Source organism: Sphingomonas larreae, assembly GCF_051400595.1.
GTDB lineage: Bacteria > Pseudomonadota > Alphaproteobacteria > Sphingomonadales > Sphingomonadaceae > Sphingomonas.
Genome location: NZ_JBLFFI010000001.1, coordinates 235,717 through 258,714 on the forward strand (window position 1 = coordinate 235,717; position 22,998 = coordinate 258,714).

At 70.0% G+C, this 22,998-nt stretch carries 12 protein-coding genes; 10 read left to right on the top strand and 2 right to left on the bottom strand.

Annotation, left to right across the window (positions count from 1 at the left end; translation table 11 throughout):
* Positions 1-48: 48 nt before the first annotated feature.
* The 6 genes from ACMGDM_RS01080 to nagE all read left to right on the top strand — a co-directional run bounded on the left by ACMGDM_RS01080 (position 49) and on the right by nagE (position 8,299).
* Positions 49-1,068 carry a glycosylasparaginase gene (locus tag ACMGDM_RS01080; RefSeq protein ID WP_436802290.1) on the top strand — a complete coding sequence of 340 codons (1,020 nt, stop codon included), beginning with the start codon at positions 49-51 and terminating at the stop codon, positions 1,066-1,068.
* Complete coding sequence (locus ACMGDM_RS01085) at positions 1,068-1,802, top strand: copper homeostasis protein CutC (RefSeq protein WP_436802291.1); 735 nt, start codon at positions 1,068-1,070, stop codon at positions 1,800-1,802. Before ACMGDM_RS01080 ends, ACMGDM_RS01085 begins: the two co-directional genes overlap by 1 nt.
* A gap of 71 nt (positions 1,803-1,873) precedes the next feature.
* Complete coding sequence (locus ACMGDM_RS01090) at positions 1,874-2,932, top strand: SIS domain-containing protein (RefSeq protein WP_436802292.1); 1,059 nt, start codon at positions 1,874-1,876, stop codon at positions 2,930-2,932.
* Positions 2,929-4,098, top strand: a complete 1,170-nt coding sequence (gene nagA / locus ACMGDM_RS01095; RefSeq protein ID WP_436802293.1) for an N-acetylglucosamine-6-phosphate deacetylase — start codon at positions 2,929-2,931, stop codon at positions 4,096-4,098. The genes ACMGDM_RS01090 and nagA overlap by 4 nt, the downstream gene beginning before the upstream one ends.
* Positions 4,099-4,127: 29 nt before the next feature.
* Complete coding sequence (gene ptsP, locus ACMGDM_RS01100) at positions 4,128-6,602, top strand: phosphoenolpyruvate--protein phosphotransferase (RefSeq protein WP_436802294.1); 2,475 nt, start codon at positions 4,128-4,130, stop codon at positions 6,600-6,602.
* On the top strand, positions 6,599-8,299 hold the full coding sequence (gene nagE, locus ACMGDM_RS01105; RefSeq protein ID WP_436802295.1) for an N-acetylglucosamine-specific PTS transporter subunit IIBC: 1,701 nt from the start codon (positions 6,599-6,601) through the stop codon (positions 8,297-8,299). Before ptsP ends, nagE begins: the two co-directional genes overlap by 4 nt.
* Positions 8,300-8,487: 188 nt before the next feature.
* On the opposite strand, the gene galA is transcribed toward nagE, so the two are convergent.
* The gene (gene galA, locus ACMGDM_RS01110; protein ID WP_436802296.1) at positions 8,488-11,376 is read right to left on the bottom strand and encodes a beta-galactosidase GalA; all 2,889 of its coding nucleotides are present in this window, start codon (positions 11,374-11,376) and stop codon (positions 8,488-8,490) included.
* Positions 11,376-12,113, bottom strand: coding sequence for a GntR family transcriptional regulator (locus ACMGDM_RS01115; protein ID WP_436802297.1), 738 nt, complete (start codon positions 12,111-12,113; stop codon positions 11,376-11,378). The genes galA and ACMGDM_RS01115 overlap by 1 nt, the downstream gene beginning before the upstream one ends.
* A 373-nt stretch (positions 12,114-12,486) precedes the next feature.
* Here ACMGDM_RS01115 and ACMGDM_RS01120 point away from each other — a divergent pair, with 373 nt between their 5' ends.
* From ACMGDM_RS01120 to ACMGDM_RS01135, 4 genes are all read left to right on the top strand, one after another.
* Complete coding sequence (locus ACMGDM_RS01120; RefSeq protein WP_436802298.1) at positions 12,487-15,270, top strand: TonB-dependent receptor; 2,784 nt, start codon at positions 12,487-12,489, stop codon at positions 15,268-15,270.
* Positions 15,271-15,540: 270 nt separating this feature from the next.
* Positions 15,541-17,874 (top strand): beta-N-acetylhexosaminidase, encoded by a 2,334-nt coding sequence (locus ACMGDM_RS01125; protein WP_436802299.1) that lies wholly within the window; start codon positions 15,541-15,543, stop codon positions 17,872-17,874.
* A complete protein-coding gene (locus tag ACMGDM_RS01130) occupies positions 17,874-20,468 on the top strand; it encodes a beta-mannosidase (RefSeq protein WP_436802300.1) in 2,595 nt (864 codons plus the stop codon). The genes ACMGDM_RS01125 and ACMGDM_RS01130 overlap by 1 nt, the downstream gene beginning before the upstream one ends.
* Positions 20,465-22,984, top strand: coding sequence for a glycoside hydrolase family 3 C-terminal domain-containing protein (locus ACMGDM_RS01135; protein WP_436802301.1), 2,520 nt, complete (start codon positions 20,465-20,467; stop codon positions 22,982-22,984). The genes ACMGDM_RS01130 and ACMGDM_RS01135 overlap by 4 nt, the downstream gene beginning before the upstream one ends.
* Positions 22,985-22,998 lie beyond the last annotated feature (14 nt).

The following is a 22,998-nucleotide window of genomic DNA, read 5'->3' on the forward strand; positions in this document are numbered from 1 at the left end:
CGTGCTTGTCCTGCGGCCGGCCGCATGGAAGCGCGCCGAGGGGAAGCCATGACCACGAGACGATCCCTGCTGGCGACGCTGGGCGCGCTGGGTAGCGCACTGCCGCTGGCGCGCGCGGTCGCGGCCGAGCGGCGCGCCACCGACGTGCGCGTGCTCTCCACCTGGGACTTCGGCGCAGCGGCCAACGACGCCACCTTCGCCCGCTTGCGCGCGGGCGGCTCGTTGCTCGACGCGGTGGAAGCCGGAGCGCGCGTCCCCGAGGCGGATCCCAGCAACCACTCGGTCGGCTATGGCGGCTATCCCGACCGCGACGGTCACGTCACGCTCGACGCCGTGATCATGGACGACGCCGGCGGGGTCGGCGCGGTCGCCGCACTGGAAGACACGGTGCACGCGATCTCGGTGGCGCGACGCGTCCTCGACAAGACGCCGCACACGCTGCTGGTCGGAGAGGGAGCCACGCGGTTCGCGCGCGACGAGGGGTTCGAGCGGGTGAACCTGCTTACCCCTGAGGCCGAGCAGGCATGGCGAGAATGGCTCAGGACCGCGACATACCAGCCGATCGCCAACAGCGAGACGGGCACCTATGGCGCCGGCGCGCGCCATCGCACGCCCGGCGGCGCGCTCGATCACGACACCATCGGGCTGCTCGCTCGCACCGCCGACGGACGGATGGCGGGCGCCTGCACCACGTCCGGGATGGCCTTTAAGATGCGCGGGCGGGTCGGTGATTCGCCGCAGGTCGGCGCCGGGCTGTACGTCGAGCGTGGCGTGGGCGGCGCCACCTCCACCGGAGTCGGCGAGGAAGTCACGCGCGTCGCGGGCAGTGCGCGCGTGGTCGCCTCGATGCGCGCGGGCCGCTCGGCGCAAGCGGCGTGCGAAGAGGTCGTTCGTCACATCGCGACGTTGCGCGGCGACGCGATTAAGGGCGTGCAGGTCGGCTTTCTCGCGCTCGGCGCGCGTGGCGACGTGGGCGCCTTCTGCCTGCTGCCCGGCTTCACCTATGCGGTGACCGACGCGCGCGGCAGGACCCAGGTCCACACCGCCCCCGCGTTGTTCCCGGCCTGATGCGGCGGCTGCTCGAGGTCTGCGTCGAGGACGCACGCGGCATCGCCGCGGCCGTGGCGGGCGGCGCCGACCGGATCGAGCTGTGCGCCGCGCTCGATGTTGGCGGACTTTCGCCACCGCCCTCGCTCATCCGCGCCGCCGCGGCCGCGCCGTTGCCGGTTCATCTGCTGGCCCGTCCGCGTGCCGGCGACTTCGTCTATGATGGGGGCGAGCGGTGGCTGGTGGAGGAAGACATCCGTGCCGCGGCGGGCGCGGGGCTCGCGGGCGTGGTGATCGGCGCCAGCACGCGCGACGGCGAGCTAGACACCGAGTGCCTTGCCCGCTGGGCGGCGGTGGCGCGCGAACACGCGCTGTCGCTGACCCTCCACCGCGCCTTCGACCTGACCCCCGACCCGCTCGCCGCGCTCGAACAGGCGGTGGCGCTCGGTTTCGATCGCGTGCTCACCTCGGGCGGCGCGCCGCGCGCGATCGACGCGGTGGACATGCTCGCCCGGCTCGTCACCGCCGCGGGCGAGCGGATCATCATACTGGTCGGCAGCGGCGTATCGCCCGCGACCTTGCCTGCGCTGCTCACTACCGGCGCACGGGAAGTGCATGCGTCGTGCCGCGTGACGCTCGCGACGGAAGGGAGCGACACGCTGCGCCGCTTCGGCTTCGCCGCGGAGACGCGCTACGTCACGGACCAGGCGACGGTTGCCAACCTCGCCACCATGCTGCGTGATCATGCAACTTGAACAATACCAATATATAACTTAACCTTCTCGAAATTGCCGCCGCGCGCTCTGCGCGGCCGGGGAGCCCAGCCATGACCGCCACGACCGATCAGACCCAGGCGAAAGACGCGGCCGCGACGCTGATGCACGCGGAAGCCGCGGAAGCGAGCGCTGCGGTCGCCCGCATGCTTGAGGCCAATCGGGCCACGCTGCTCGCGCTCGGCGAGCGACTGCGCACCGCTCCGCCCGCGGTCGTCGTCACCTGCGCGCGCGGCTCGTCCGACCATGCCGCCACCTACGGCAAATATCTCGTCGAGACGCTGGTCGGCGTACCCGTCGCCTCGGCGGCGCCATCGGTCGCCTCGGTCTATGCCGCCGATGTCGCGCCATCCCGCGCCTTGTGTATTGCGATTTCGCAGAGCGGGCGCAGCCCCGACCTGCTCGCCAGCGTCGCCGCGCAGAAGGCGGCGGGCGCGCATATCGTGGCGCTGGTCAACGACACCACCTCGCCGCTCGCCGACACCGCGGACACTTTGGTGCCGCTGATGGCAGGGCCCGAGCGCTCGGTCGCCGCGACCAAATCATACATCGCCGCGCTCGCGGCGCTGGCGTTGCTCACTGCCGCGTGGAGCGAGGATGCGGCGCTCACCGAGGCGCTCGATCGCCTGCCCGAGCGGCTCGCCGCGGCCTGGGCGCTCGACTGGAGCGGCGTGGTCGCGCTGCTGCAGGACGCCAGCAACCTGTTCGTGATCGGCCGGGGTTTTGGCTTCGGCATCGCACAGGAGGCGGCGCTCAAGCTCAAGGAGACCTGCGCGCTCCATGCCGAGGCGTTCAGCAGCGCAGAGGTCCGCCACGGCCCGATGGCGATCGTCAACGCCGGCTTCCCGCTGATCGCCTTCGCCACCTCCGACCAGGCGGGCGACGGCGTGCGCGAGGCGGCAGCGGAATTCACCGCGCGTGACGCGCGCGTCGCGCTCGCCGATGCCGCCGCCGACGGCGCGACCAGCCCCGCTGCGCTGCGCGACCACCCAGCGCTCGAGCCGGTGCTGATGATCCAGAGCTTCTACCGCATGGCCAACGCGCTGTCGGTCTCCCGCGGGCTCGACCCCGACTCCCCGCGCCATCTCAGCAAGGTCACCAAGACGCTATGACGACGCACAGCTTCCGCAACGGCCGGATCGCGACGCGCGACGGCGTGCTCGACGCGGCGACGATCGAGGTCGGCGACGACGGCATGATCACCGCGCTGCGCGCAAGCGCCGAGCGCGACGCGGTCGACCTCGCGGGCGGCTGGGTGATGCCCGGCTTCATCGATACGCAGGTCAATGGCGGCGGTGGCGTGCTGTTCAACGATACGCCAACCGTCGACGGCATCGCGGCGATCGGCGCGGCGCACCGCCCTTATGGCACCACCGGCTTCATGCCGACACTGATCAGCGACCGCCCGGCGGTGATCGCGCGAGGGCTCGACGCCACTGACGAGGCGATCGCCGCGGGTGTGCCGGGCGTGCTCGGGACGCATGTCGAGGGACCGGTGCTGAGCCTCGCGCGCAAAGGCATCCACGATCCCGCGCGCTTCCAGCCGCTTGACGATGAGCTGATGGCGCTGCTGCTCCGCCCGCGCCGCGGCGTGGTGATGGTGACGCTGGCGCCCGAGCGCGTCAGCGCCGACCAGATCGCGACGCTGGCGCGGGCGGGCGTGCGCGTCTGCCTCGGCCATACCGACGCCGATTACGCCACCGCCACCGCCGCCTTCGCCGCGGGTGCGACCGGCGTGACCCACCTGTTCAACGCGATGTCGCCGCTGGTGCATCGCGCGCCCGGCGTGGTGGGCGCGTCGCTGGACGATCAGCGCGCGTGGTGCGGTATCATCGTCGACGGCTTCCATGTCGACGATGCCGCGCTGCGCATCGCGCTGCGCGCGCGCCCGGTCGACCGCTTCATGCTGGTGTCGGACGCGATGCCCTGCGTCGGCGCGGCGCAGAAGGATTTCGTGCTTCAGGGCCAGCCGATCCATGTCGAGGGCGGCCGTTGCGTCGGCGCCGACGGCACGCTTGCCGGCTCGGACCTCGACATGGCCGGCGCGATGCGCAACGCCGTGGTCCGGCTCGGCGTGACGCCGGCAGTGGCCGCGGCAATGGCTGCGACCAGCCCTGCCGCCTTCCTCGGCCTGAGTGACACATACGGCGCGCTTGCCGTGGGACTGCGCGGCGACTGGGTGCGGCTTGACGCCGACCTGCAGCCGCTCGGGACCTGGATCGGCGGCGAGGAGAGCATCGCGATCCCGCAGCCCGCGCCCGGCGAGACCGTCGCCTGATCTTTCCTTCTTCGCCGTCCGGAGCATCCATGGCCACCATCTCGCTGACCGCACCGTTGGAAGGATGGGCCAGTCCGCTCGACGACGTCGTCGACGCGGTCTTTGCGGAGCGGATGCTGGGTGACGGTATCGCGATCGACCCGACCGGCGACACGTTGGTGGCGCCGTGCGACGCGCGCGTGCTGGTGGTGCAGCCGACGAGCCACGCGATCACGCTGGAGACGCCCGAGGGCGCGCAGCTGCTGATCCATCTCGGCATCGACACGGTGGCGCTCGGCGGCCGCGGCTTCGAGCCGCTGGTCGCGGCGGGGGCGACGGTGACGCGCGGCCAGCCGCTGATCCGCTTCGACCTCGACCTGATCGTGCGCGAGGCACAGGCGGCGATCACGCCAGTGATCGTCACCAACGGTGAGCAGTTCGCCATCGCCGGGCGCGCCGAAGCGGGCGCGATCGGATTAGGCGCGCCGCTGCTGACGCTGGTGGCGCGGGAGGCCGCGGCAGCCGAGACGACGAGCAACGGGCCGGTCGCGACGCGTACCCTGAAGGTAGCGCTCGCGCATGGCGTTCACGCGCGTCCGGCGGCGAAGATCGCCGCCGCTGCCAAGACCTTAGCCGCCGACGTGACGATCACCAAGAACGAGCGCAGTGCCAGCGCGCGCAGTCCGGTAGGGTTGCTGTCGCTGATCGTCGCGCATCAGGACGAAGTGACGATCGAGGCGCGCGGTGCGGACGCCGAGCAGGCGGTCGCTGCCGTGGCGGAACTGCTCGCCACCGACCATGACGAGGGTGCACCCGCTGACCGCTCCGCTTACGCCGCGGTCACGCCCCGCACGGTGCCGGCAGGCGCCATCGCTGGCGTCACCGCTTCCCCTGGTTTAGCGATCGGCGCCATTGTGCGCTGGCAGGTGCGCGACCTCGACGTCCCCGCCACAGGCGCCGGCATCGCCGCCGAGGAGGCGTGTTTCGAGTCCGCGCGCGCTGCGCTCGCCAGCGACCTCGCCACGCGCTCGGCGGGTGCGACCGGCGCGGCGCGCGCGATCTTCCAGGCGCACGCCGACATGCTCGCCGACCCGGCGCTGATCGACGCCGCCCACCGCTCGATCGCGGGCGGCGCGAGTGCCGCGACGGCGTGGCGCGATGCGCTGCGTCCGCTGGCCGAGGCGTTGCGCGCCGGCGGCGACCCGCGGCTGGCCGAGCGCGCGGATGACATGCGCGACCTCGAGCGCCAGCTGATCGCGCGGCTGATGGGGGTGGAGCAAGAGGTGGCGACGCTGCCCGACGGTGCGATCCTGCTCGCCGACGACCTGCTGCCGTCGCAGCTGATGGCGCTCGACCTGGACCGCGTCGCGGGGCTGGCAATCGAGCGCGGTGGCCCGACCTCGCACGTAGCGATCCTCGCCGCCTCGCGCGGCCTGCCCGCGCTGGTGGCACTCGGTGCGCCAGCGCGTGACCTGGCCGAGGGGGCACGGGTCGTGCTCGACGCGAGTGAGGGGCTGCTCCACGTCGCGCCGTCGCCCGAGCTGGTCGCTGACGCGGAGGCGCGCCTCGCGGTGGTCGCCCAGCGCCGCGCCGCCGCGCACGCGCGCGCCGCCGAGGAATGCCGCACCGCGGATGGCACGCGAATCGAGGTGGTCGCCAATTGCGGCTCGGCCGAGGACGCGCGCGTCGCCGCCGCCAACGGTGCCGAGGGCTGCGGTCTACTGCGCACCGAATTGCTATTTCTCGACCGCGCCACCGCCCCCGACGTCGCCGAGCAGACCGCGGCCTATCAGGCGGTCGCCGACGCGCTCGCGGGCAAGCCGGTGATCGTGCGACTGCTCGACGTCGGCGGCGACAAGCCCGCGCCCTATCTACCGATCGGGCCGGAGGAGAATCCGGCGCTCGGCCTGCGCGGCATCCGCGTCGGGCTGGCGCACCCCGATATCCTCGACGACCAGCTGCGCGCGATCCTCGCGGTCCGGCCCGCCGGCCAGTGCCGCATCATGATACCGATGGTGGTGGGGCTCGACGAGCTGCGCCAGGTGCGCGCCGCGCTCGATCGCGTCGGTGGTGGTGACGGGGTCGAGCTCGGCATCATGGTCGAGACTCCAGCCGCCGCGGTCACCGCTTCGCAGCTCGCGCGCGAGGCCGACTTCCTGTCGATCGGCACCAACGACCTCACCCAATACGCGCTGGCGATGGACCGCGGCAACGCGGCGGTGGCGGGCGCGCTCGACGGGCTGCATCCCGCGGTGCTGCGCCTGATCGAGCAGACTGTCACCGGCGGTGCGCGCCACGCGCGCTGGACCGGCGTGTGCGGCGGGCTCGCGTCCGACCCGCTTGCGGTGCCGATCCTGATTGGGCTCGGCGTCACCGAATTGTCGGTCGCGCCGGCCGCGGTCGCCGACATCAAGGCGCTGGTGCGCGACCTCGACATGATCCGCGCGCGCGATCATGCCCGCGCGGCGCTCGATTGCGCCGGCGCCGCCGAGGTCCGCCAGCTCGCACGGGAGTTCGCTCGATGAAGTCGATCCTGGGAACGCTCCAGCCGCTCGGCCGCGCGCTGATGCTGCCGATCGCGGTGTTGCCCATTGCAGGCCTGCTGTTGCGGCTCGGCCAGCCCGATCTGCTGAACATCGCCTTCGTCAGCGCGGCGGGTGACGCGATTTTTAATCATCTCGGCCTACTGTTCGCGATCGGCGTGTCCACCGGCTTCGCGCGCGACGGCAACGGTGCTGCCTGCCTCGCCGGCATGGTGTGCTTCCTCGTCGCCACCGAGGCGTCCAAGGTGCTGCTGACCGTGCCGCCCGAGGTCACCGCCGGACTGAGCGGGGCGAGCGTCGATCTCGCGGTCGCGGCGTGGAAGGCCAAGGCGATCGCCCGTCTCGACGTGCCGATCGGGATCATCTCGGGGCTGGTCGGAGGCGGCTTCTACAACCGCTTCTCGACCGTAAAGCTGCCCGAATATCTCGCCTTCTTCGGCGGGCGGCGGTTCGTGCCGATCGTCAGCGGCGTCGCCGGCCTGCTGCTCGCGGTCGCGGTGGGGCTCGGCTTCGCTGGGATCAGCAGCGGGATCGACCAGCTGAGCTACGCGATCACCGGCGCGGGCAGCGTCGGGCTGTTCCTGTTCGGCTTGCTCAACCGGCTGCTGCTCGTCACCGGATTGCACCATTTGATCAACAACATCGCCTGGTTCGTGATGGGCGACTATCACGGCGCCAACGGCGACCTGCGGCGCTTCTTCGCGGGCGACCCGAGCGCGGGAGCGTTCATGGCGGGCTTCTTCCCGATCATGATGTTCGGCCTGCCCGCCGCATGCCTAGCGATGTACCACGCCGCCCCGCCGACACGACGCAAGGAGATCGGCGGCATGCTGTTCAGCCTTGCGCTCACCTCGGCGCTGACCGGGGTGACCGAGCCGATCGAGTTCAGCTTCATGTTCCTCGCGCCCGTGCTTTACGCGGTGCACGCGGTGCTGACCGGGCTGTCGATGGCATTGATGGCGGCGCTGGGGGTGAAGCTTGGGTTCGGCTTCTCCGCGGGCTTGCTCGACTATGTGCTGAACTTCTCGAAAGCGACTCGGCCGCTGCTGCTGCTGCCGGTCGGCGCGGTGTATTTTGCGCTCTATTACGGGCTGTTCCGCTTCTTCATCGCCAAGCTCGACCTCAAGACGCCGGGCCGCGACGACGCTCCCGTCACGGCCGCCGCGCCGATCGTGGCGGGCGAGCGCGGCGCCGCCTTTGCGCGCGCGCTGGGCGGCGGCGCGAACCTCACCAACGTCGGCGCCTGCACGACGCGGCTGCGGCTGGGGGTGCGCGACCAGGAAGCGGTCGACGAGGCGGCGCTCAAGGCGCTCGGCGCGCGCGGGGTGATCCGCCCCTCACCGACCGCGTTGCAGGTAGTGCTGGGACCGATCGCGGACAGTGTCGCAGTCGAGATCCGCGACGCGCTCGCGGCTGGCGGCGACACGGTCGTCGTGACGGCGAAAGACGCCGCGGTGCCGCACGCGGCCGTGACGCTGGCGCCGGCGCTGGTTGCGGCGCTGGGTGGCGCGGCGAACGTGCGGGGCGCGAGCGTCCATGCCGGGCGCGTGCGCGTCGAGCTGGGCGGCGGCGCGATCGATGAGGCGGGGCTGCGGGAGGCGGGCGTGCGGCAGGTAGCACGGCCGGGCGCGGGCGTGGTCCACCTGTTGGCGCGTGCGCCGGAAACCTTGCTGGGCTGATCGAGAGGCGCGCGAGACCGTCGCGGCGCCGCGGCCTCTACCCGCTGCGGCCGTGATCCTGACCTTCTTCCAGGATATACCGTAGCGCCGGTGCCTCACGCTGCGGCTGCACGGCCCGGTGCACCTTGCAGCGAGTTCAGGCTGACGGAGAGGCAAGGCAGAGGTACCGCGCTGTAAGGGCACGTGACCTACTCCGCCGCCAGGGTCACCTTGCCGGCGATCCCGGCGGGCGTGTCGTCGCCCTCGACCAGTAACAGCACGATGCGTTCTCCCGCCCCGGGGGGCACGCGCGCCTCGATCGGACCGGCGGCAGCGTCGCGCTTGGTGGCGATCGCGCGGCCGTCGACGCGCAGCTCGGCGCGACCGACCACACGGTCGAACCGGATCACGCCGCCTTCGGCGCCGACGTGCCGCCACGGCCGCACCACCGCGCGCCACGCGCGCCAGCGGCCACCAGCCTCCGCGCCGACGAGCGCGCCGGCGCGGACGAACGCCCAGCTGTTGTTATCACCGTCGGGCGGCGCCGCATCGGCCGCCGGCCGCGCGCGCAGCGCGGGGGAGCGGCGCCACTCGGCGAGCGGCTGTGCGCGGCGCTGCTCGGGCCAGTTCGCGGGCGGCGTGATGCCACGTCGCGCCACGCTCGTCCTCGCTGCGCGCAGCCCCTGCGACGTTGCCGTCAGCGTCACCGCCCCGTCCCCCGCGAGCGTGCGCACGATCACCTGCGCGAGCCCGTTGAACAGACGACGGGCATTGCCCTTCTCCGGCTCGTGGCTGTTGGGGTCGCCATTGCCGAGACCGATGATCTCGGCGCCCCGGACCGCGAATGTCACCGGGAGGTTGGCGATCGGAACATGCCGCCCACGCGCGTCAATCGCGTCCACCGTCACCGGCTGCGCATCCTCGCCGTCGCCGAGCATCGTCCGTCGTGCCGGCGTCAGCCGCAGCGCCACCGGCGCGCCCGCGGTCTCGTGGGCCGCGTGCGCGACCGTGCGGCCGGCGCGCCGCGCCACGGCCTCCAGCCGTCCGGGCGCGTAAGGCACCTGCCATTCATTGCCCATGATCCGGTCGACCCGCTGCGTGCCGAGCGAGCGGCCGTTGAGCGACAGCGTCACCTCCTCCGCGTTGCTCATCACCAGCACGCGGATCGCCTGCCCCTCGCGTCCCGGCCAAGTCCAATGCGGCGCGATCGCCACCACCGCAGCGTCGTCGACCCAATGCGCGCGATGCACGTCATAAGCGGTCTTGGGGAAGCCGCAGAGGTCCATAATGCCGAAGAAGCTCGAGACCGTCGGCCAGGCATAGGGAGTCGGTTCGCCGTGATAGTCGAAGCCGGTCCAGGTGAACCCGCCCGCCACGAAGCGCCGCTCGGCGATCGCCCGCCACGTCTTGCGATGCGTGTCGCCCCAGCTCGCCGCCTCGTCGTCGTAGGAGGAGAGGATGTGGCGCGACGGATCGCTGGCGAAGGCGCCTCGCGTCTCGAACGCGCTGGTATCCTCCGAGCTGGTCATCGCGCGCGTCGGGAACAGCCGGTGGAAGCGGTCGTAATCGCCCTGATAGTAATTGAACCCGGTGACATCGACCACGCTGGAGACGCTGGCCGGCTCGAAGAAGGCGCCGTTCATCGCCGCGGTGACGGGACGGCTGTCGTCGAGCGCGCGCACCGCGTGCGCCATCCGCCGCACCATCTCGACGCCGGCCGGCGTGCCCTGCATTGGCTCCTCGTTGAACACCGACCAGAGGATCACCGACGGGTGGTTGCGGTCACGCCGTACCAGCCAGCGCAGCTGCGCCATATAGTCGGGCGCCGGGTTGAACTGGCGGTTCTCGTCCATGACCACAAAGCCGAGCTCGTCGCATAGATCGAGGAACTCCGCCGCCGGCGCATTGTGCGAGCAGCGGATCGCGTTGCAGCCGATTGCCTTGAGCCGCTCGAGCCGCCAGCGGTGCAGCGCATCGGGCATGGCGACGCCGACGCCCGCATGGTCCTGGTGGAGGCACACGCCCTTGAGCTTGACGGGACGGTCGTTGAGGAAAAAGCCCTGTTCGGCGTCGAAGCGCGCGCTGCGGAAGCCGACGCGGACGCGGCGCTCGTCCGCGATCCCCTCGTCCGAAATGCGCACGACGACGGTATAGAGCGTCGGACGCTCGACCGACCACAAGGCCGGCGTGGCGGGGGCGAGCGTCAATCGCGCCTCCGTCTCGTCGAGCGCGGTGACATGCGCCTCCGTCGCGGCGCGCGCCACCTCGCGTCCGTTCGGATCAAGGAGCAGCGCCGCGACACTCAGCGCGCGATCTCCGTCTGCCACGCTGGTCAGCGTCACCGCGACTGGCACATGCCAAGCGCCGTCGTCGCCGCGCCGCGGATCGCAGTGGATGCCGTCGCTCGCGATCGACACGGGCGGTCGGCGCACCAGCCAAGCGTGACGATAGAGGCCGGCACCCTCGTACCACCAACCCTCCATCGCGTTCGCGTCGACGCGGATCGCGACGATGTTGAGCTCGTCGCCGAAGCGCGCAAACGGCGTCAGGTCGACGTAGACGCTGGTATAGCCGGACCAATGATGCGCGACGACGCTGCCGTTCACCCAGATGGTGGCGTTGGTGGCGATCCCGTCGAAGTGGAGCTCGAGCCGCTTGCCGCGATCCGCCGCGTCGAGCGCAAAGTGGCGTCGGTACCAACCGATCCCGCGCGGCCGATAGCCCTGCGCGACATTGGCGGTCTCGACGAACGGCTGCGCCGCGGCCCAGTCGTGCGGCACGCGGACGCGCTGCCAATCGGAATCGTCGTAGTCGATCGCCGCAGCGCCCTGGGCGTTGCCCGCTTTGACGCTGAGATAGGTCGCGTTGTGCGTGTCGAGCACCGGCGACACGATGTCGCCCTCGTGAAACAGCCAGCCCTGCTCCAGCCGCGTCCGCGTCGGATCGCCGACGAAGGTCGCCGGCGGCAGGATGTCCGTGGGCGCCGGCATCGGCAGGCCGTCGCCGCCCGCGCGACCGGCCGCGGGGAAAGCCGCAAGCGGCGCCCCCGCGACCGCCGCGAGCGCGGCCGTGCCACGGAGCAGATCGCGACGATGCATCAGAGGTCCGACAGCTCGGCCACGAAGTCATAGGCGTCGCCGCGATAGTAGGACCGGGTGAACTCCGCGGCGCGTCCGTCGCGCAGGAAGCCGCGGCGTTCGATCAGCAGTCCGGCGTGCCCCGATTCCACCCCCAGCATGCGCGCATGCTCGCCGCCGAACGGCACGGCGCGGAGCCGCTGGAGCGCGCGCGCGGGCCGGCTGCCCGCGGCCTGGAGCGCGGTGTAGAGCGAGTCCCCGACCGCCTCGACCGACGGGAGGCAATAGCCGGCGATGGTCGACAATTCGAGCGCCATCGGCTCGTTGTCGGCGCTGCGCAGCCGGTGGAAGCGGTACACCGCGGCACCGGGCGAGAGCCCGAGCGCCATCGATTCCTCCGGGCTGACCGTGCCTGCCGCCCGCAGGATCCACTGGCTCGACGCGACCTTGCCGCGCGCCGCCATGTCCTCGGTGAAGGAGGAGAGTTTGGAAAAGCTCTTCTCCACGCGCCCCGCCACGAAGGTGCCGGCGCCGCGACGCCGCGTAAGCAATCCCTCCTCGACCAGGCCGCCGATCGCCTTGCGTACCGTGATGCGCGACACGTCATATTCGACCGCGAGATCGCGCTCGGCCGGGATGGCATCCCCCTGCTGCAACTTGCCGCCGCCGATGCCGTCGCGGATCACCTGCTGCAACTGAAGATAGAGAGGCGCCGCATTGCCCCGCCGGAACTTCCCGATCTCTTCGGCGAACCCCATGCCCTTCTCCCCTACCGGCTTCTCCCCACCGGACCATAACAGCGTAACGGAACGGGCTTCCGGTCACAATCGTCACCGTCCGCACGATAGAACCACTTCCGCACCTTTCGCCCGGATCGGGACGCGACAATCCGCCCTCGCCGTCCGCCGCACTGCCCTTCTTCAGCCAAGTGCCTGGGATCAAAGAACTTAGGCCGCGTTCTCCCGATTGTCACCGAAGTGAAATTCTTTGTCGCTCTTTTGGTATACTTTGGTTATAGCCGGTTCGACACGCTGGAGCGGGCAATGCCGTCGATGCGGTCGCAGGGCTGAACAAAGTGTCACATCGGGCGAGCGTCCCCGGCGCGCTGCCCGCAGAGGGGAGAAGAACGTCATGCGTTTCCGGCATTTGGCCTTGGTGTCGACCGCTCTCGCCGGCCTCGCCGGCAACGCTCACGCGCAGCAGACACCCCCCGCCTCCACCGCGCCGAGCGAGGCAGCGCCCGCCGTCGACGCGCAGAGTGACGCGACCGGCGAGGACGTGGTCGTTACCGGATATGCGCGCAGCCTCCGCCAGTCGATCGAGGTGAAGCGCAGCGCAAACGCGGTGGTGGACGCAATCTCGGCCGAGGACATCGGCAAGTTCCCGGACCGCAACGTCGCCGAATCGCTGTCGCACATCCCGGGCGTGTCGATTGATCGTCGCTTCGGCGAGGGCGAGAAGGTCGCGATCCTCGGCACCGATCCGGCGCTCAACCGCATGTTGCTCGACGGTCACGGGCTCGCCTCGGCCGACTGGGGCGGCAACGACAACGACCCGAGCAGCCGCACCTTCAACTATTCGCTGCTCGCACCCGAGCTGGTCGACCGGCTCGAGGTATACAAGTCGCCCGAAGCGCGGATCGAAGAGGGCAGTTTGGGCGGCACCGTGATCGTGCGGACGCGCCGCCCGCTCGAGCTGGAGAAGAACAGCGTCTTCGCGTCGGGCGGCTACACCTACAACGATCGCGCCGACAAGGGCAGCATCCGAGGTTCGGGACTGTACAGCTGGAAGAACGATGCCGAAACCTTCGGCTTCCTGATCGCCGCCACCTATGACAAGCAGAACCTCGTCCGTTCAGGCGTCGAGTTCTTCGGCTACGACAATGCCGACGGCAGCGGCAGCCCGTTCCTGACGACCAACGCCGCCAAGCAGCGCGTGCTCAAGAATCCGAACGCCGTAATCACCGGCGGCACGGCGGCCGATCTTGACAAGGCCGCCTCGCCGTTTGGCATCAACTACGCCTATTTTCAGCAGCAGCGCGAACGTGCGAGCGTCGCAGGAACGGTGCAGTTCCGGCCCGCGGATAGACTGACGCTGACGCTGAACGGCCTGCACATCGATGGCAATTACAACAACTACAGCCAGGCGATGTACACCATCCCCGGTGCCTGGACCGGCGATGTCCTGCAATCGGCGACGATCGCGAACGGCGTCGTGACCGACGCTACCTTCGCCGGCGCCACCAGTCAGAGCGCGCAGATCGATACGCTGGTGCGCAAGACCAAGCTGAAGACCGATAACCTCAACTTCTACGCTGACTGGGAGGGCGATGACGGCGCGAAGGTGTCGTTCGCGGGCGGCTGGAGCAAGGCGACTGGCGGGCGCAACCCCGAATATCTGTTCAACGTCCAGACCAAGTCGCCGTTCAGCTATTCCTTCACGCCCAACTCGGCGACCGTCAACTTCACCCAGGATATTACCAACCCGGCGGCCTATTTCAGCAATCCGAACAACAACAACGCCTTCATCGAGGGCAATCCGGTCACCGTCAACGGCCAGCAACTGGTGGCGGCGCAGATCGGCGGGCTGGACTATAGCGTCACCAACGACCGCGACATCTACGGCGGCTTCGACGCGACCATCCCGCTGGGTGGCGTCTTCAAGGAGGTGCTGCTCGGCGCGCGCGTGACCGATCACGTCAACCGCATCGACGCACGCGGGATCAACACCTACCTGCAGCAGTCGCGTCTCGGCTCGGAGCTTGGCGTCGGCACGGGCGTGACTCCGGATGGCATCTTCGACGGCACCGGCGGCAACGGCAACGCCACCCGCTTCCTCAACCTGTCAGAGCAAGCGGTGATCGACATCCTCGCCAATGCGATCAACTCGCCAATGGTGGAGAAAGTCGGCGCCTCGACGAGCGTGACGGAGCGCAATGCGGCGAGCTACATCCAGCTCAACTTCGATCAGGGCCCGGTGCGCGGCAACATCGGCGGCCGCATGGTCTATACCAAGACGATCTCGCGTTACGCGCTGACGCTGGTGACCGATCCGAACAGCACCGCCCCGGTGAAGCCCTTGCCGACCAGCACCTCGACCGATTACCTGAAGTTCCTCCCCAATGTGAACATCGCCTGGGAAGTCACGCCGCAGCTGATCCTGCGCGGCGCGGCGGGGCGCGTGATCTCGCGTCCGCGATACCAGGACTTGGCAGCGACCACGTCGCAGAACGACGTCACGTTCGATGCAGGCGGCGGCAATCCGACGCTCAAACCGTATCAGGCGACCAACTACGAGATCACCGCGGAATATTATCCCGCACCCGGCGCCCTGCTCTCGCTTGAGCTGTACCGTCGCGACATCTCCAACTATATCCTGTACGTCCGCGAGCAGAACCAGTCCTTCTACAACGCGCTCGCGGGCCGCGTGATCAACACCTACACCGTCCAGCGCCCGGTCAATGCCGGCAGTGCGAAGGTGAATGGCGTGCTGGTCAACGGACAGGCCGAGATCTGGGGTGGGTTTGGCATCCAGGCCAATTACTCCTACCAGGATAGCAGCACCGATCCGGTTCCCGGCGTCAATGCGACGTTCGACCTGCCTTACCTGTCAAAGCATACCGTCAACGTCATCCCCTATTTCGAAAGCGGACCGTTCCAGGCGCGGGTGAGCTACAACTACCGGACCGACTATTTCCGGACGATCGGTCGCCTCGGCTCGCCCGAGAAGGTGGCGCCGTACAGCCAGCTCGACGCCTCGGCCTCGATCAACCTCAACAAGAACGTCACGCTGACCTTCAACGCGCAGAACCTACTGGACGAGACCTATCTCCAGTATAGCAACACGCGCAACCGGCCCTCGGCCTTCTACAAGAACGGCCGCACCTTCGTGGGAAGCGTGTCTTTTCGGATGTGACAGCACCCGCCCCTTGCCGCTGCCCCGGCGAAAGCCGGGGCAGCGTGGAGAAAGCCGGCGGGGGCGCCTCGACGACCTTCAACTGAAGTCCGGCTCTCACCAGGCGGAGATCGGTGCGCATCCGCGCTCCTCCTGCCACCCACGCCTGTCCGCACCCGGCCGTGCGATCCCGGGACCACATGCCCTTTCTTTTTGTGGCCGAGGCATGGACGACCGGCAGTGCATCGGTCATGATACCTCTTAATACCAAAACGTAACCAAGGGGTGGGCATGATCCGCAGCGCGCTGGGGGCCTCGATCGGGGCGGCATTGGTGATCGCGACTCCAGCATGGGCGCAGCGCCGCGGCGACGCCCTGCCCATGCTGCTGCCGCTGCCGCAGTCGATCACGCGCGGCACGGGGACGCTGGCCGTCGCCGCAGGCACCGGCGTCGCCGCGGACACGCCGCTCGCGCAGACCGCCGCCAGGCTGCTGGTTGATCACGTTCGCACCGCGCGCGGGATCGCGCTTTCCCCCGCCGAGGCCGCGACCGCCCGCATCCGCTTCGTCGCCGACCCCGCGATCAAGGGCGACGAGGCCTACCGCCTCACCGTCGCACGCGATGGCATCCGTATCGCCGCCTCCGCCGCGCCCGGCTTCATTCACGGCGCGATGACGCTGGTGCAGTTGCTCAGCCCCGATGCGCGCTTCGGCCAGTCCGTCCGCGTGCCGGCGGTGACGATCGAGGACTCGCCGCGCTTCGCCTGGCGCGGGCTGATGCTCGATACCGCGCGCCATTTCCTGCCGCTGCCGGAGATTGAGAAGATCGTCGACCAGATGGCGGCGGTGAAGCTAAACACGCTCCACCTCCATCTGAGCGACGATCAGGGCTGGCGTTTCGAGGTGAAGCGCTATCCCAAGCTCACCGAGGTCGGCGCGTGGCGCACCCCGCCGTCGACCGGCGGCGCGGCGCCGACGCAGCGCTATGGCGGCTTCTACACGCAGGACGAATTGCGCGGCCTCGTTCGCTACGCCGCCGACCGCGGCATCACGATCGTCCCCGAGATCGACCTGCCGGGCCATGCCCAGGCGCTGGTGGCGGCCTATCCCGAGTTCGGCGTGCTCGGCGATCAGCCGGTAACGGGCAACGGTTGGGGCATCTTCCCTTATCTGCTCAACCCCGGGCCGAAGGGTATCGCCTTCGTCAAGCAGGTACTCGACGAGCTGATCGACGTTTTCCCCGGTACCTATGTCCATCTCGGCGGCGACGAGGCGGTGAAGGACCAGTGGGAGCGCAGCCCCGCAGTGCAGGCGCAGATCAAGGCGCTCAACCTCAAGGACGAGAATGCGCTGCAGAGCTGGCTGATTGATGAGCTCGGCAGCTATCTGTCGGGCAAGGGGCGGCGGCTGATCGGCTGGGACGAGATCCTCGAGGGCGGCCTGCCCCCATCCGCTTCGGTGATGTCGTGGCGCGGCGAGAAGGGCGCGGTCGACGCGGCCAATCAGAACCACGACGTCGTGCTGTCGCCCGCGCCGACGATGTACATCAACTATCTCCAGAGCCGCCATGCCGACGAGCCGCCCGGGCCGCTCCAGATCCAGACGCTTGCCGACACCTACGCCTATGATCCGATGCCCAAGGGGCTCGACCCGGCGAAGGCCGGTCACGTGCTCGGCGCGCAGATGAATCTTTGGAGCGAATATCTGGTCACGCCATACCAGTATCAGCATTCGATTTTCCCGCGGCTCGCCGCACTGGCGGAGAACAGCTGGATCAGCCGTCCGCGCGACTTCGCCGGCTTCCTGACGCGGCTTCAGCCGCAAGTGGCACGTTGGAAGCGCGGTGGCGTCGAGGTCGCCGACAGCGCCGCCGCGGTGGAATATACGCTCGCCGGCACTCGCGGCGACGCGCTGCGCGCCAACACGGTTCGCCTGGCGCTCGGCCAGCAGGCGGCGCAGGGCGTGATCCGCTACACGCTCGACGGCTCCGCTCCGAGCGCTTCGTCGCGCCGCTACGCTGGCGCGCTGACGCTCGCCCCGGGGCAGACCGTCCGCGCCGCGCCGTTCGACGGCGGCGGAACGCCGCTCGCCGCGCCGCGCGCGTTCGACACCGGGCGCCCGGCGCTGCTCACGCGCGTCTCGGGCGAATTGGCGGCCTGTCCGGGCGAGACACGCGGACTGCGCGTGCCGCTCACCACCGACGCGACCGCCAGCGCGCCGACCTATGACGTCAACATCTTCAACCTGTGCACCGTCTATCCCGCCGCCCCGCTGGACGTGGCGGGCGGCTTCACCGTCGAGGTGGCGCGACTGGCGCGCAACCATGGGCTCGCGCATGATTTCGAGAAGGTGCGCCGCCACTTCAACGTGACGCCGCACGGCGAATTATTGGTCTTGGTCGGCTGCCCCGCGATGAAGGACGGCAAGCCGGTACCGGGTGCGCCGAGGCCAGCAATCGCTGCGAGCTTCCCGCTGCCCGATCCCGCGAGCGCGCCGCAGCGGCTCCGCTTCACCGGCACGCTGCCGGCGATGGACGGCGACCGCGACCTCTGCTTCCAGTTCACCTCGCCGCTCACCGAGCCGCTCTACGCGGTCGAGCGGGTCAGCCTCACGGACCGTCGTTGATGCGTCACACTGCCCTCCTCTGCCTGCCGCTCCTGTTCGTCGCCGGCGCCGCGGCCGCCGCTCCCAAGACCGTCACTCCGCTCGACACCGGCTGGCGCGTGCGGATCGACCCCGCCGACGCCACCGCGGCCAGGGCGCATCCCCGCGCCGCGCGATGGTTCGCCGCGACGGTGCCGGGCAGCGTCCAGCAGGACCTGATCGCGACACGCCAGGTGCCCGACCCGTTCCTGCGCACCAACGAGGCGGCGATCCAATGGGCCGGGCTCACTGCCTGGCAGTATCAGCGCGCGCTCGACGTGACGCCCGCAATGCTGGAGCGCGACCATCTCGACCTCGTCTTTGACGGGCTCGACACGTTCGCCACCGTCTCGATCAACGGCCAGGTCGCGCTCACCGCAGACAATGCGCACCGCCGCTGGCGGGTCGATGGCAAGAAATGGCTCCGGGCCGGGCGAAATGAGGTGACGATCGCCTTCGCCTCCCCGATCAGGAAGCTCCAGCCGATGGTGCTCGCCGAGGCCAACCCGCTGCCCGGCGAGTATGACTCGGCCTATGGCGACGAGCCCAAGGGCAAGCAGACCTCGCCCTATATCCGCAAGCCGAAGTACCATTACAGCTGGGACTGGGGTCCGCGCATCGTCAACATCGGCGTGTGGCAGGACGTGCGGCTCGAGGCGTGGGACGAGGCGCGGCTCGACCGCATGCTGGTCGAGCAGGTCGCGCTCAACGATCAGGAGGCGCGGCTCGCCGCCAAGTTCGAGGTGATCGCCGATCGCGCGCGCACCGCGACGCTGCGCGCGCAGGTGGCAGGGCCGGACGGTAAGACCATCACTGCCGAGCAGAACGTCTCGCTTGCCCCTGGGCTCAACCGCGTCACCGTGCCGCTCGCGATCACCTCGCCGCAGCGCTGGCAGCCGGTCGGTTATGGCGCGCAGCCGCTGTACCGCGTCAGCGGCTTGTTGGTTGAGGACGGCACCGCCAGCGACAGCGCCGAGCGGCGGATCGGCCTGCGCACCGTCGAGCTGATCCGTGGTGACGGCGCCTTCGGCTTCCGCGTCAACGGCATCCCGATCTTCGCCAAGGGCGCGAACGTGATCCCGTTCGACAGCTTCCCGTCGCGCGTCACGCCCGAGACGATGCGCGGGCTGCTGCGCGACGCCAAGGCGGTCAACATGAACATGCTGCGGATCTGGGGCGGCGGCCATTATCTGCCCGACTCCTTCTTCGACGCCGCCGACGAGATGGGGCTGATGATCTGGTCGGACTTCATGTTCGGCGGCTCGGTCACCCCGCCCGACGCGGCGTTCCGCGAGAATGTCCGCGTCGAGGTCGAGGAGCAGGTAGCGCGTCTCTCGGGCCACCCCTCGATCGTGCTGTGGGCGGGCGGCAATGAGGTGCTGTCGGGCTGGGAGAATTGGTCCGATCGGAAGGCGTTCAAGAAGCGCGTCGGCGCCGACGAGCAGGAGCGGATCGGCACTGGCATGGCGGTGCTGTTCGATCGCGTGCTGCGCGACGCGGTGCGCGACTTTGATCCGGCGGTCCCGTATTGGCCAGGCTCGCCGTCGACCGGCTACGAGGGCCCGGTCGACACCGATGCCGCGGGCGATCGCCACTTCTGGGACGTCTGGTCCGGCTCAAAGCCGGTCGAGAATTATCTGAACAGCTGTCCGCGCTTCATGAGCGAGTACGGCTTCCAGGGCGCACCCGACCTCGCCACGATCAAGGACTTCGCGGGCACGCTGAAGCTCACCCCGGACGCGCCGGTCATGCGCGCGCACCAGAAGTTTCTCGCCGGCGAGGGCAACGAGCGGCTGATGTTCTACCTGCGCGAGCGCCTCGGCGAGCCGCGCGACTTTGCCGACTTCGTCTATCTCACCCAGGTCAACCAGATGCAGGCGATCGAGTTGGCCGCGCTGCATTACCGCGCCTGCCGGCCGACCAACATGGGCTCGCTCTATTGGCAGCTCAACGACGTCTGGCCCGCGATCTCCTGGGCCAGCATCGACCATTCGGGGCGGTGGAAGCTGCTCCACTACGCCGCACGCCGCTTCTTCGTGCCGCAGGCGATCGTCGCGGAGCATCGCGACGGCAAGCTGCGCGTCGCGGTGGTGTCCGACGCAACCCAGCCGATCGCGGCGCGCTGGCGCGTGCGCGCCTTCGCCACCGACGGCAGCGCGCTGGGCGAGCGCGGCGGCGAGCTCACGCTGGCGCCACTCGCCGCCGCGGAAGTCGCTTCGATCGCCGACGCGGAGCTGTTTGCCGCCGCGCCCGCCGAGGCGAGCTACGCCGTGGCCGAGCTCATGATCGGCGATGCGGTGGTGAGCCGCCGCGTGATCGAGCGCGTGCTGCCCAAGGCGATGCGCTGGCCCGATCCGGGTCTCAGCGCGCGCTGGGACGGGCGCAGCGTCACCGTCACCGCGCAGAAGCTGGCGCAGGCGGTGATGCTCGACTTCGGCGCCACCGCGGCGCAACCGTCCGACGACGGCTTCGACCTCTTGCCCGGCGAGAGCCGCACCATCACGATCGAATCCGAGTCATCCCCCGCCGCGCTGAAGCGCGCGCTGGTGCTGCGCTCGCTGGGAGGAAGCAAGTGATCTGGCTGTTACTCGCGCAGGCCGCCGACCCGGTGGCCGCGACCGTCGCGACGATGTCGATCGAGGAAAAGGCGGCGCAGCTGCAGAGCACCGCGCCGGCCGACGCCAAGGCCAAGCTGCCCGCCTATGACTGGTGGAACGAGGGGCTGCACGGGCTGGCGCGCAACGGCTTTGCCACTGTCTTCCCGCAGGCGATCGGCATGGCCGCGACCTGGGACACCGACCTGGTCCATCGCATCGGCGACGTGGTCGCCACCGAGGCGCGCGCGCGCTTCAACGCGCGAGCCGTCGACGCCGACCGCCGCATCTACCAGGGGCTGACGATCTGGTCCCCCAACATCAACATCTTCCGAGACCCGCGCTGGGGCCGCGGCCAGGAGACCTATGGCGAGGACCCGTATCTCACCGGCAAGCTGGGCGTCGCCTTCATCACCGGCCTGCAGGGGCCGAACCCGCTCTACCCCAAGGTGATCGCCACCCCGAAGCATTTCGCCGTCCACAGCGGCCCCGAGGCCGGACGTGACAGCTTTGACGTCGATCCCAGCCCGCAGGACCTGGAGGCGACCTATACCCCCGCCTTCCGGCTCGCGATCGCCGAGGGCAAGGCGCGCTCGCTGATGTGCGCATACAACTCGATCCACGGCGTACCCGCCTGCGCCTCCTCGCCGCTGCTCAACGACCGGCTGCGGCGCGACTGGGGCTTTACCGGCTTCACCGTCTCCGACTGCGACGCGGTCGCCAACGTCCACCTCTTCCACCATTACCGGCTCGACGCCGCCGAGGCGGCCGCGGTGTCGGTGCGCGGCGGTGACGATCTCAACTGCGGCAATACCTATGACGCGCTGCCCGAGGCGGTGAAGCGCGGGCTGGTGAGCGAGCAGGAGGTCGATCGCGCGCTCATCCGCTCGCTCGAGGCGCGCCGCGCGCTCGGCATCGCGTTCGGCGCGACCAGCCCCTGGTCGAAGATCGCGCCAAGCGAAGTCGGCACGCCGGCGCACCGCGCGATCGCGCTGGAAGCGGCGCGCAAGGCGATCGTGCTGCTCAAGAACGACGCCGGTCGGCTACCGCTCGCGGCGGGCACCAAGGTGGCGGTGATCGGTGCCAACGCCGACGATCTCGGTGTGCTCCAGGGCAATTACCACGGCACCGCGGCGCGGCCGGTGACGCCGCTCCAGGGCGTGCGCACGCGTTTCCCCGGTGCAACCTACGCGCAGGGCTCGGTGCTGGCGGACGGCGCGCCGGTGGTGCTGCCCGAGACCGCGCTCAAGGGGCTGACGGTCGGCTATACCGCGGGCGACCGCACCGTCGCCGCCGCGCCGGCGCGCACGATCGACCTCGACCTCAACCGCGCCGCCCCCGCGCCCGAGCTGCCGCCGGTCGGCTATGTCGCGCGCTGGACGGGTTCGCTCCAGCCGCCCGCGGCGGGGCGCTACCGGCTGGTGCTCGACCAGACGCAATGCTGGAAGAACTGCACCACGCACGACAGCGCGCGGCTGACGATCGGCGGGCGCGTGCTCCATGACGGCGCTTTGCCCAAGGGGCGGGTCGAGATCGACTATGACAGCGACGGCAGCGCGCAACCGCTCGAGCTGGTGCTCGACCATCGCAGCGAGGACGACAGCTTCCGCCTGCTGTGGCTGCCGCCCGGCGACGCGCTGTTGAACGAGGCCGTCGCCGCCGCGCGCGCCGCCGACGTGGCGGTGGTGGTCGGCGGGCTCTCGCCCGACCTCGAGGGCGAGGCGCTCCAGGTGCAGGTGCCCGGCTTCGTCGGCGGCGATCGCACCGATATCGCGTTGCCAGCACCGCAGCAGCGGCTGCTCGCCGCGCTCAAGGCGACGGGCAAGCCGATCGTGCTGGTGCTCGCCAGCGGCAGCGCGGTGGCGGTCGATCCCGCGGTGGCGGACTCGATCGTGGCTTTGTGGTACCCCGGCGAGGCGGGTGGCACCGCGCTGGCGGACGTGCTCTCAGGCGTGACCAACCCGTCGGGCCGATTGCCGGTGACCTTCTACAAGGCGACCACCGACCTGCCCGCCTTCGTCGATTATGGCATGAAGGAGCGGACCTACCGCTATTTCACCGGCATGCCTTTGTGGAGCTTCGGCCATGGGCTGAGCTACACCCGCTTCGGCTATGACCGGGTCAGCGCGCCTGCCACGCTCACCGCCGGCGCGCCGCTGACGCTCACCGCACGGGTCACCAACCAGGGGCAGCGCGCTGGCGAGGAGGTGGTGCAGGCCTATGTCGTGCCGCCCGCCGCCAAGAGCGGCAGCTTCACGGCGCCGGTGCTCCAGCGCCAGCTCGCCGGCTTCCAGCGGATCGCGCTCAAGCCGGGCAAGAGCGGCATCGCGCGTCTCACGATCGACCCGCGCTTCCTCAGCGTGGTCGAGCGCGACGGCCGCCGCCACGTGCCGCCGGGCGCCTATCGCGTCTGGGTCGGCGGCGGGCAGCCGGGCGATGGAGAGGGAAGCTGGATCGACGTGACGATGACCGGCGAGGACAAAGACCTGCCGAAGTGAGAGGGCATCACCTC

Coding starts and splice junctions, on each gene's coding strand:
- nagA (WP_436802293.1), top strand. CDS start 2,929: ATGACGACGCACAGCTTCCGCAACGGCCGGATCGCGACGCGCGACGGC.
- galA (WP_436802296.1), bottom strand. CDS start 11,376: ATGCATCGTCGCGATCTGCTCCGTGGCACGGCCGCGCTCGCGGCGGTC.
- ACMGDM_RS01125 (WP_436802299.1), top strand. CDS start 15,541: ATGATCCGCAGCGCGCTGGGGGCCTCGATCGGGGCGGCATTGGTGATC.
- ACMGDM_RS01115 (WP_436802297.1), bottom strand. CDS start 12,113: ATGGGGTTCGCCGAAGAGATCGGGAAGTTCCGGCGGGGCAATGCGGCG.
- ACMGDM_RS01090 (WP_436802292.1), top strand. CDS start 1,874: ATGACCGCCACGACCGATCAGACCCAGGCGAAAGACGCGGCCGCGACG.
- nagE (WP_436802295.1), top strand. CDS start 6,599: ATGAAGTCGATCCTGGGAACGCTCCAGCCGCTCGGCCGCGCGCTGATG.
- ACMGDM_RS01085 (WP_436802291.1), top strand. CDS start 1,068: ATGCGGCGGCTGCTCGAGGTCTGCGTCGAGGACGCACGCGGCATCGCC.
- ACMGDM_RS01080 (WP_436802290.1), top strand. CDS start 49: ATGACCACGAGACGATCCCTGCTGGCGACGCTGGGCGCGCTGGGTAGC.
- ACMGDM_RS01130 (WP_436802300.1), top strand. CDS start 17,874: ATGCGTCACACTGCCCTCCTCTGCCTGCCGCTCCTGTTCGTCGCCGGC.
- ACMGDM_RS01120 (WP_436802298.1), top strand. CDS start 12,487: ATGCGTTTCCGGCATTTGGCCTTGGTGTCGACCGCTCTCGCCGGCCTC.
- ptsP (WP_436802294.1), top strand. CDS start 4,128: ATGGCCACCATCTCGCTGACCGCACCGTTGGAAGGATGGGCCAGTCCG.